At 60.3% G+C, this 10,415-nt stretch carries 8 protein-coding genes; 6 read left to right on the plus strand and 2 right to left on the minus strand.

Annotated features, from left to right (window positions below):
* The first annotated feature begins 2 nt into the window (after positions 1-2).
* The 4 genes from ACQZ6J_RS30055 (at position 3) to ACQZ6J_RS30070 (ending at position 4,961) form a co-directional block, all read left to right on the plus strand.
* The gene (locus tag ACQZ6J_RS30055) at positions 3-1,310 is read left to right on the plus strand and encodes a glycosyltransferase family 4 protein (protein WP_449086712.1); all 1,308 of its coding nucleotides are present in this window, start codon (positions 3-5) and stop codon (positions 1,308-1,310) included.
* A 133-nt stretch (positions 1,311-1,443) separates the two neighbouring features.
* Entirely contained in the window at positions 1,444-2,136 is a 693-nt protein-coding gene (locus ACQZ6J_RS30060; protein ID WP_163992005.1) for a sugar transferase, read from the plus strand.
* A 502-nt stretch (positions 2,137-2,638) separates the two neighbouring features.
* Positions 2,639-4,087 (plus strand): oligosaccharide flippase family protein, encoded by a 1,449-nt coding sequence (locus ACQZ6J_RS30065; protein WP_449086713.1) that lies wholly within the window; start codon positions 2,639-2,641, stop codon positions 4,085-4,087.
* A gap of 37 nt (positions 4,088-4,124) precedes the next feature.
* A complete protein-coding gene (locus tag ACQZ6J_RS30070; RefSeq protein ID WP_449086714.1) occupies positions 4,125-4,961 on the plus strand; it encodes a methyltransferase, TIGR04325 family in 837 nt (278 codons plus the stop codon).
* On the opposite strand, the gene ACQZ6J_RS30075 is transcribed toward ACQZ6J_RS30070, so the two are convergent.
* Positions 4,958-6,673: a GMC oxidoreductase gene (locus ACQZ6J_RS30075; protein ID WP_449086715.1), complete on the minus strand. Its 1,716-nt coding sequence runs from the start codon at positions 6,671-6,673 to the stop codon at positions 4,958-4,960. The genes ACQZ6J_RS30070 and ACQZ6J_RS30075 overlap by 4 nt on opposite strands.
* A gap of 212 nt (positions 6,674-6,885) precedes the next feature.
* Between ACQZ6J_RS30075 and ACQZ6J_RS30080 the strand changes: the two genes are divergently transcribed.
* Both ACQZ6J_RS30080 and ACQZ6J_RS30085 read left to right on the plus strand, forming a co-directional pair.
* Complete coding sequence (locus ACQZ6J_RS30080; protein WP_163992013.1) at positions 6,886-8,070, plus strand: DegT/DnrJ/EryC1/StrS family aminotransferase; 1,185 nt, start codon at positions 6,886-6,888, stop codon at positions 8,068-8,070.
* 1 nt (position 8,071) lies between these two features.
* The gene (locus ACQZ6J_RS30085) at positions 8,072-8,809 is read left to right on the plus strand and encodes a 4'-phosphopantetheinyl transferase family protein (RefSeq protein ID WP_449086716.1); all 738 of its coding nucleotides are present in this window, start codon (positions 8,072-8,074) and stop codon (positions 8,807-8,809) included.
* On the opposite strand, the gene ACQZ6J_RS30090 is transcribed toward ACQZ6J_RS30085, so the two are convergent.
* A complete protein-coding gene (locus ACQZ6J_RS30090; RefSeq protein WP_449086717.1) occupies positions 8,779-10,377 on the minus strand; it encodes a glucosamine inositolphosphorylceramide transferase family protein in 1,599 nt (532 codons plus the stop codon). The genes ACQZ6J_RS30085 and ACQZ6J_RS30090 overlap by 31 nt on opposite strands.
* Positions 10,378-10,415 lie beyond the last annotated feature (38 nt).

Here is a 10,415-nt window from a genome sequence, read left to right on the forward strand (position 1 = left end):
CAGTGGCGCGCTCATCAGGTCTTGATCGTGTCGTCGTCATCAACGATCGTTCCGCGAGAATAGGCGGCGCATCGAATCTGGCCATCCTTTCGGCCGGCCTGCTGCAGGATGCGGGGATCGCCGTAACCTATTTTGCCGGCGATACCGCCGGCTCCGATCGGCCAGCGTCCGAAACCATCAATCTGGCAGCACAACCATTGATGCAGCAGAGCCGTCTGAATGCATTTGCCAACGGTCTCTACAATCGCCAAGCCTACACTTGCCTGAGCGATCTTATTTCGGAAGCCGATACGGAGGGCACCGTCTATCACGTCCATGGCTGGTCGAAGATCCTGTCCCCTTCGATCTTCCGCGCCCTATGGCCGGTGCGCGAACGGGTCGTCCTGCACGCCCACGACTATTTTCTCTCCTGTCCCAACGGGGGATTTGCCAATTATCGCAGGAACCAGGTCTGCCCCCTTACGCCAATGTCGATCGGTTGCCTGACGACGAATTGCGACAAACGCGGCTATCACGAGAAGCTTTGGCGTTCGGCGCGCCACCTGCTGCGGGAGCACTACTATCCCATCCGGCAGGTTGCGGCCAACATTGTGGTCGTACACCATCGCATGCTCGATTATTTCGCGCGAGGGCAGATCCAGCCGGCCAATATCGAAATCATCCGCAATCCGGTCGAACCTTTTCTCAGCCGTCCTTCCGATCCGTGGAAAAACCGCGATTTCTTCTTTGTCGGCCGGCTTGAACCAGAAAAGGGATTTGAAGATGCCGCGATGGCGGCGCGGCTTGCCGGCGTGAAGCTTTCCGTCATCGGCGACGGCGCCGGCCGGGCGCGCCTGGAGCGGGATTTTCCGGATGTCGCCATCCACGGATGGAAATCCAAGGAAGAGATGCGAAGCATACTTTGCCACGCGCGCGCCCTCGTCGTTTCATCGCGCGTGCCCGAACCGTTCGGGCTGGCGGCCCTCGAGGCCGTGACAAGCGGCATACCCGTGATTTTACCGGATACGGCGCTCCTGAGCGACGAGCTCGTGACTCTTGGATGCGGGCTGACGTTTCAAAGCGGCAAGGTGGAAACGCTGGCGAGCGGAATGCGCCGGCTTGCCGGCGACGATATGCTGCTGCGTATGATGAGCGTGAACTGTATCCGCCGGTCGGGTGACCTCGCACACACGCCGGCATCATGGCTGGACGCGTTGCTGGCGTTCTACGATGACGTTCTGGAACGCGCAAATGCGGGTAGCCTGGCCGCGAAGACAACGACAATCGGCGACTTTTCGGTCGTGGGTCGGCTGATCGATGAGAGGAGCTGACGCTTGTGGTTAGACGCCTGTTCGACCCCCTACGCCAATGGGACTAGCCCGATGCCCGCAGGGTCAATTGTCAAGGATGGGGGCAGCTGGCAGCCTCTTGGGAGAAGCATAAGAGTGGTGAGGGGTCTGAGATATGTTATCGACTTTTGACGACGTTGCCCACCGCGAGCGAACTCGCCGCGAAGTAAAAAGGGCGGAACGGTTCGGCCGCTCGAAACGCGTTGTCGACCTGCTTCTTTCCGGTGCAGGATTGTTGTTCATGGCGCCGGCGCTGCTTGTCATCGCGATCGCGTTGCTTCTGGTCGATGGCCGCCCCATCATCTACCGCCATACCCGCATCGGCCGTGACGGACGGCCGTTCGAATGCCTCAAGTTCCGCACGATGCGCAAGGATGCGGATCGGTATCTGGCGGAGCTGCTTGCCCGCGACGAGAAGCGAAAGCTGGAGTGGCTATCGACGCAGAAACTGACGAATGATCCACGCGTGCATTGGCTCGGAAAATATCTGCGCATGAGCAGTGCCGACGAGCTGCCGCAGCTGCTGAACGTCCAGCGCGGCGAGATGAGCCTTGTCGGGCCTCGTCCCGTCGTCGCCTCCGAACTCGAGCGCTACGGATCCAACCTCTATTGCTATCTGGGGCTACGGCCGGGCATCACGGGCCTCTGGCAGGTCAATCGTCGGGCCGACACCACCTATGAAGAGCGCATTCAATTCGACCTGGATTACTTCCACAGCCGTTCGATGCGTGCCGATCTTGCCATTCTCGTCAAAACCGTCGGTGTCGTGCTGCTCGCGCGCAATGAAAAAGAACGTCTTACCAAATGAAGAACGCGGCTACAGCGACCCATACGACAAGGCAAAAGATTACCAGCATCCATCGAAGGAGGTATTTCTGGGTCGACCTGCCCGTTTGTCCTGAGGCGATACGGTCATGGTTGTCGTCTTTCATAAGCGGCTCTGCGTGGTGTTTCATGACGATGGCCGGCAAGCTCCTCTTCTGTTGCCGAGAATTTCGATCGGACCCCGGTGTCCAAGGGAGAAGTCTTTGTGAAATGATATCGTATATTTCCAGCTTTTCCCGCTTACAGGCAGCGCTTCATTGCACGGAATCATGTCCTGAATGGGAACACTATACATTTTATCTGGTGCAAAGCTTGAAGCCATTGTCCAAGTTCACAGCATATTTCGCCTGGACTACCCGACCAGGCATCGTGAATTCTGGTTCTCGCCCACCTCAGCCTGTCGTGATGGTGCGCTGATGGACAGCCTCCCGCTTCATCCCAAAAGGACCGGTTGGGCCGCGCTGAGACATTGGCTTCGCTCCCGCATGCCATCGGTCGTCGGCGACGGAGCGTCGACGCTGGTTTCGAAAATCGTCTCGCAGGCCGTTCAGCTTCTGATATTCCTCGTTGCGGCCCGTGTGCTGGAATCGGCCGAATTCGGTCTTTATGCCTTCAGCTCCGCCATCGTGGTCATGCTGGTCGTGATTGCGGAAGGCGGGTGGGGCGAGTTCGTCATGAAGGCCGAATGCGGCGAGCGCGAGCTCGACCAGATCGGCACGATTTCGATCATTGCCGGCATGCTCGTGACCGTCGCGGGCCTGCTTGCAGCCGCCGTCGCCTGGCTCCATTTCGGCCGGTCGCACGAGGCGCTGCTTCTGGTTCTCTTCAGCTGCTGGTTCCTGCCATCGTCTCTTTATGCCGTCTATGACGGGCTATTGGTTGCCCGTGGCCTTCTGCGCAAGCAGGCCGCCATCCGCATAGCGAGCGAGGTGGCGGGACTTTGCGCGACCCTGCTGGGACTGTGGCTCGGGTGGAATGTGTTTTCGCTTGTGGCCGGCAGGCTCGTATCGCAGCTAGTCTGTCTGGGCGCTTCTGCAATCCTGCTCGGCTGGTTTCCCAATCCGTACCTGACCTGGCCCTTTGCACGCGAGGTTCTCGAATTCTCGCGTCATATCCTGTCGAACCGGCTGATCCTCTTTCTGCGTTCCTATTCGGGAACCTTGGCGATCGGCAGTTTTCTCGGTCTTACGGAGGCGGGGTATTATCGCGTCGCGGAACGCATCGTGGCGGCATTTTCCGAACTCATCGGCGAGCCGGCGCGCATGCTTGCCTGGACGCTGTTTCGCCGGTCGGCCATGGTGATCGGCGCCGACGGAAGGTCGGTTCGCGACGCCGGTTCATCCGCGACCGTCTTCATGACCGTCCTGATGGCGATTTCCGCGCCGATCTATCTCGGTCTGTCCCTGATATCGTCCGACCTGATCGGCATCGTGCTCGGTGAAAAATGGGCGCCTGCCGCGGCCCTTGTGGCTATCCTGTCCATGAAGCAGGTCCTTTTGACCCCGGGTTACGTCACCGAGGCGCTTCTGTCCCTGTCGGGCAATATCAGGCGCATGCCGCGAACCCTGTTGCTCAATGCGTTGGTTTCGGTGTCGCTCGTCCTGGTTACCGCGCCCTTCGGCGTCGCAGCTGCGGCCTGGGGCCAATGTGTCGCATCGCTGATCTCTTTCCTGACCTCGATGCATTTGCAGCAAAACTACGGTGGCCTCGGGTGGGGCCAGGTCATACGCAAGAGCGGCTATGTTGCGGTCGCCATCGCCTTGATGGCCATAGCCGTCTACGGGCTCGGCCATTTCGCCGAAACATTCAGCATGCAGCGCGTGCCGACGGTCCTGCTTCAGGTCGTCACAGGGGGAGCGATCTACATCTGCACGCTTCTCGCGCTGGAGAAGATGATTGGAGATACGGCCGCGGTCCTGTCGGTCAGGCACTGATGGCGGCCGCCGGCGTGCATGGATAAGGAGATGGAAGATGACAGCCTCGTTGTGGTCCGGTGCGCCATGGTCCAGTCATGCGCGTTCAGCTCTAAAGGGCGCGGTGCAAGCCGCCGCGCAGGGCTTCTCGCCTCTGCGTCTGGCCGGAGGACGGCTGAACTATCTTTCCCCGTTTCCGCGACGATTTACCGGTGCCTATGCCTCCTATGACGCCGCGATGGCGGCTGCCCGCAGGCGGACAATGGCCGGCTACGACCATGCGGAGATCGCAAGCGTCGCCTTCACCAAGATGTGCGAGGTGGCGCCGTGGGATTATTCCGTGCTTTTCTGGATGCGCAGCCTGCTGCCCGAGGTCGATGGCCTCGTCGATGCCGGTGGGCATATGGGAACGAAATATCGTGCCTTTCGTCCATTGTTGCAGTTGGACGATTCGTTTCGCTGGACCGTGTATGATCTATCGGCCATCGTCCGCGCCGGGCAAAGCCTTGCGGAAAAGGAAGGCTTGACGGGGCTGAGCTTCGTCGAACGGATCGAGGATGCCGGCGCGATGCCGCTCTTCCTTGGATCGGGGCTGATGCAATATCTCGATATGCCCCTGTCCGGTCTTCTGGCGCGCATGCCGCACCTGCCGCGACATCTGATCCTCAACAAGGTCGCTCTCCGCAAGGATGGCGCAATCGTCACGCTTGAACGTATCGGCAAGTCATATGTCCCATACCAGATGCGTAACGAGGCTGAGTTCATCGGCGATATTGCAAGGCTCGGCTACACGCAGGTCGATCGCTGGTCCATCCCGTCCCTGTCGCACGTCATCGACACTCACCCCGAACTGGGCCGCAGCGAGAGCGCCGGCTTCTATTTCCGGCTCGGCTAGCCTCGGTGAAGCAACAGGTCCGGTTCGCTCGCCTGTAGCGTGTGCGGGCGTGCGGTCGCGTGCCGCTGCTTGAGGTGGTCGGCGAGCCGGATCGACAAGGCAAGCAGCATCAATGTCGGATTGGCATGACCCGGCGTCGGAAATACGGAACTGCCGGCAACGAACAGCCCATCGATGCCATGAACCATGGCATCGGTATCGACGACGCTCGTTCGCGGATCTGTGCCCATGCGCGTGGTGCAGGACGGGTGAGCCATATCCATGAACGTGGCGCCGGCATTGTCGTCAGCGGCGATCCAATCCGGAAGTTGTGGTTTCGGCAGGCCGATGCGCGCGAACTCGTCGGCGATGGTCAGCGCAAGCCGTTTGACGCTGTCTGTTTCGCGCCTGCCGATCTTCCAGTTGATGCGCGGCAATGGCTGGCCGAACCTGTCGCGTCGATCCGTGAGCGTGACGCGGCTTTCGGAATCGAGTTGCTGTTCCGCCATCACGTCGAAACGCAGTTCGATCGAGCGGTGGGGAAGTCCTCGCTTACGGATGATGCGGTCATAAAGTCCTGACGTAACCATGTCCGTCGATTTCGCGACGGCCAGAAGGTCTTCCTTCACCGTCTTGCTCGCTCCCTTCGTCAAGCGCTTGAGCGCCGCCCAGGGGTCGTCCTGGGCATGGATCTGGACGGGATAGGCGGCGCAGTTCGTGAGGCTTTCCCATGCCTGGATCTCCGGGCTCAGGGACAGTCCTCGAAGATAGAAATGCGTCCGTCCGCCATGGTTCACGCCATAGAAGTTGAAGTGTTTTGCAACGGCATCGATATCGCGACCGGTAAAGCGGCAGAGCGAGGTGCGCGGATGGTCGCAGAGGTAGCGCCCCACGATGTCATGACCGTTGCCGAGACCTGCCGGCTGCACGGAATTCGATGCAAGCAGAAGGCGTGCATTTTCGATGCCGCCGCCGCAAAGAACGACCGTGTTTGCGTGGACGCTTGCGCTGCGGCCGTCCGGCCCCTTGAGTTCCAGCGAGGTTACCCTCCGGCCATCTCCGTCGACATTGATCCGGGTCACCGTGGCATGGGTCAGAAAGTCTATGTTCCCGGCCGTGATATCGCGCGCGAGGCGGCTGAACCGTGTCGGTTCGGCACGCGGATGACGCATGTGACTGAACTGCCAGAAGAACGGCTGCAGGAGCCGCTTGTTCAAACCGAGATCCTCCGGCGGCGAATGCAAGAGTGTAAAGAGGCTTTCGTCGTAAAGATTAGGCCCGAGGTTGAGCAGTTTGCCAGCGCGATCAATGGCCGGCATCAGCTGGCTACGCTCGATCGGCCAACCGGAAAGCGGCAGCCACGGCCGGCTCAGAAAATCGATTTCGGCAAAGGCGGCGCATTTGCCGATCCAGGTATGGCTGCTGCCGCCCAGCATGCGATTTCGCAGCTCGAATGCCGGGATATCGTTCAGCCATGCCAAGGCGCCGGTATAGCCCCGCCCTTCGGGCGTAGCTGCTGTCGAGACGAAAGGTTGCCCGATGCTTTCGACGGAATTCAATGCCTGAATCTCGGCCTCGTAATCGCTGCCGCCGCTTTCGATGACCAGAACGCGCATCTGCGTACCGGCGAGTTCGCGCGCAATCGCAATTCCTGCGGGGCCACCCCCGATGATGGCAATATCGGGATGCATTTCAATGGCTTCCGGCATTGATCTCAAGTCGTGGTTCATCATGGTCGTTTTCCATCCGCTTTTCCGCATTTTTACCAGCATCGCGTGCGCGCGGATAACTGTTCGATTGGCATAGGCGGGCCCGATATCTACCGATTTCGGATAGGTGTTGTGATCGTTCCGATATTGTTTTCAGTCGGATGGCCATGCTGAAAATCGCGTGTCCACACGTTAGGCTCCTACGCAAATGCCGCATTTCCTGGGGAGCAAAGAGTATGGCCAAAGTGGGGTTACGGGAGTGGTTGGCGCTCGCGCCGGTGTTTGCCTCTGGAAAGCTGGCGCGATACAGCGACGAGACCGGCGGCCCGCTGGGGCGTTTCGAGGCCGATTTCTGTGCTAAGTTCGGCGTCAGGCACGCGCTTACCATGAGTAGCGGAACAGGCGCCCTGGTTTCGGCACTGGTCGCCGCTGGGGTCGGGCCGGGCGATGAAGTGCTGGTGCCGGCCTACACCTGGATCGCGACCGCCGCCGCGCCTCTGGCGGCCGGCGCCGTACCGGTTCTCGTCGATATAGACGATACGCTCACCATGGATCCGCAGGACATACTGCGCAAGATCACCCCGCAGACGAGGGCAATCATTCCCGTCCATATGTCGAACATGGTGTGCGACATGGATAGTATCATGCGCATCGCCCGCGAGAACAATCTGGTGGTCATCGAGGACGCCTGTCAGGCCGTCGGATTGCGCTACAAGACCAAGCGGGTCGGCACGATCGGCGATTTCGGGGCGTTCAGCTTCAACCAGTTCAAGAACATAAATTGCGGCGAAGGCGGCGCGATCGCGACCAACGATGCGCGGCTTTTCGCGCGCGCCCGCATGTATCACGATATCGGCTCCATGTTTCGCGGTCACCTCGACAATGCCAACGAGCCGCCCATGCTGGGAGTGAACTTCAAGGCGAACCAGATCCAGGGCGCAATGCTGAACGTCCAGTTGAAGAAGCTGGACCCGATGATTGCCCGCATGCGCGAACGCTACGATGTGATAAGCGAGATCTTCTCCAAGAACGGCCGGCTCATGGTGGGTCCTCACAACGATGTCGCCAATGCCGCCGGCCTTCACGTCATTTTCGAGACGTCGGAAGAGGCCAAGAGATTTGCCGAGGAAAACAGGCGTGGCGTCTACCGGCTCTTCGATTCCAGCCGCCATGTCTATACCAACTGGCAGCCGATACTGCAGCAGCGCACCGGCCATCCGGCGATGAATCCGTTTCACTGGACGGATCGCAAGATCGAATACACGCCGGAACTCTGCGCGCAAACGCTGGACATCCTGAAGCGCACCTGCCGCATCAGCCTTGGCGAGAACTATCCCGTCGCGCTGGTTGCTCATATCGCCCGGAAAATGTCACGGCAGGCCAAATCCAAGCCCACCGGCCTCTTCTACGCCACGATCTAGCATGGAGACGATCGGCCCTGACGTCATCGATGTCTGGAGCTGGAAGCTCGATATGCCGCCGCCGGATCTCGGCGCCTCCACGGAATTTCTGTCCGCCGACGAACGCACCCGGGCAAGCCGCTTCGTTTACGACCGGGACCGGTATCGCTTTGTCGCCGCAAGGAGCGGGTTGCGCCTGATCCTGGCAGGCTATCTCGGGCTGTCACCGCAATCGATCTCTTTCGATTATGGCGCCAACGGAAAACCATTCATAGCGGCATGCGGAGCCTGTTCGATCCGCTTCAATCTCAGCCACAGCGCCGATCTTGCCGTGCTTGCCATTTCCGATCGCTACGAACTCGGCATCGATATAGAGGAAATACGCTTCCTGAAGGAAGATATTGCAAAATGGTTCTTCTCGCGCAGGGAATATGAAACGCTGCGATCCCTGCCGGCCGATTGCTATCTGGATGGCTTCTATCGTTGCTGGACACGCAAGGAGGCGTTCATCAAGGCGCACGGGGCGGGGCTGTCGCTACCGCTGGACAGCTTCGACGTCGCCTTCGACAAGGCGGGCGAATCGCGATTGGAGCGCCTGGAGGGAGATCCTGACCCATCCGGGCACTGGATCGTTCTGGATCTTGCGACGCCGGTCAACTTCGCCGGCGCGGTCGTTGCCGCGACCGGAGGGCACGATGTACGCCTGCGCTATCGCGACGACGACTTCGGTCAGATGGTCAGCCTGGCATCCACGATATAGCGCCCGTCCGTGGCGTCGAAATGGTGGCAACCGCGAAGCCCCGCCTTGAAGGAGGGTGTTATCGTTCGGATGCAGCGCTCGCGATAATCGTCGTGCGTCAGCGTCTCGATCTCCATGATGTTGAGTCCGTAACCATAGACGCCGTGGGAATTGTGCTGCGAGGGCCGCAGGAGCCGCCCTCCTTGCGCGAAGATGCGTCCGGCGCCTCTGGCCCCTGTGCTGCCGATGACAACCGGATTTCGCTTGTGCGGCTTGATCCCGGTCAGCGCCGGACCATCGACCTCGAACAGATAGAGCTCGCTGCAGTGATCTTCGTAAGCGTGGAAATCCGAAAGGTTGGTGAACAGCCACCATCTGCCGTCATGACGGATCAGAATGCTGTCGGCGGGCGACTGACCCTCGAAGGCCGTGGCATGAAGTTCCCATTTCAGCGGAAACTCGCGGCAGCGCCAGATCTCCAATCGCCGGGCCTGATGCGTTTCCGGTATCATGAAGATCTGGTCGCCGTCGCGAAACACGAATGGATAGGACAGATGATAGGGGCGCTCCAGCGCCACCCCCACAGGCTGGAGCGCATCGCCGTCAAAACAGCCGACGGCGATATGCGCCTTGCGGTCGCCACGGGCATAGGCCTCGTAGAACAGATAGCATTTGCCGTCGTGCTGGAAGAGAAACGGATCGGCCTTGATGCTGCTGCTGGAAGGAGGGATCTCAGTCGCCTCGCTCGGATCGAAGTCGTCGATCTCGCCGTGTCCCGTATAAAGGGTCCATATGGCGGAATCGGCGTGGAGCCTCGACTTGATCGCCTTGAGCGCTACGGCCGAAACCGAGCCCGCGACAATGCAGCCGTAGCGCAGAAGCTCGCCGAACGACGGCGCGTGCCCATGTGCGGCATCGGCGCTGGCGGGCAGGTCGAACCGCCGCGTGTCCGCCAGTCGCGCCAGTTCACGCATCAGAAGCGTAACGCTTCGTTCCCGCACGAAAGCGCTCAATCTCGTTGCGCTTGGCTTGATATTGAAAGCCGCTCTTGCGATCTCCACCCGGCCCGTGCCGCCGCATTTCGCGTAGAGGACCAGATCGGCGGTCGGAGCGTGAGCAAGCACCTCCGCATATCCGAACCAGTCCGCCTCGGCCGAGCGCTGGTCGGAGAAATTGAAAGCCCATTCTCCAAAAGGCAATGCGGCGATCGCATCGTCCGCTATGCCCTTCGGCGTCGTGCGGATGACGAGATCGAGCTTCAGGCGGCTCAGGAATGATCCGGTGATGCTGTCGGCGGTGGACGAGGCGTCCGCCTCGATATCATAGCAGTCGATGAAATGGCGGTGGCTGTTGAAATACTTCGGCGAATAGGCGGGTTGACGGGCAAGTGCCCGGGCCTCCAGCCGCGAGCTCCAGGACAACAGCCTCGAGGTCCTGTCTTCCTCGAACGGATGGGGATGGGTGAAGACCGCGGCGAGCTCCAGCCAGGGAGCCGCCAGAATCCGGTCCAGGATCATAAGTTCCCAATTCTCGAGCGCGCGTCCGCGAGCGACGAGAATGCCGACCCTCAATGGCTTGGTCTCGTTCATGACTGCTTCCCCTTATGGCTTGGTCACAGGCCATTGCA

It is taken from the genome of Rhizobium sp. A37_96 (genome assembly GCF_053521765.1).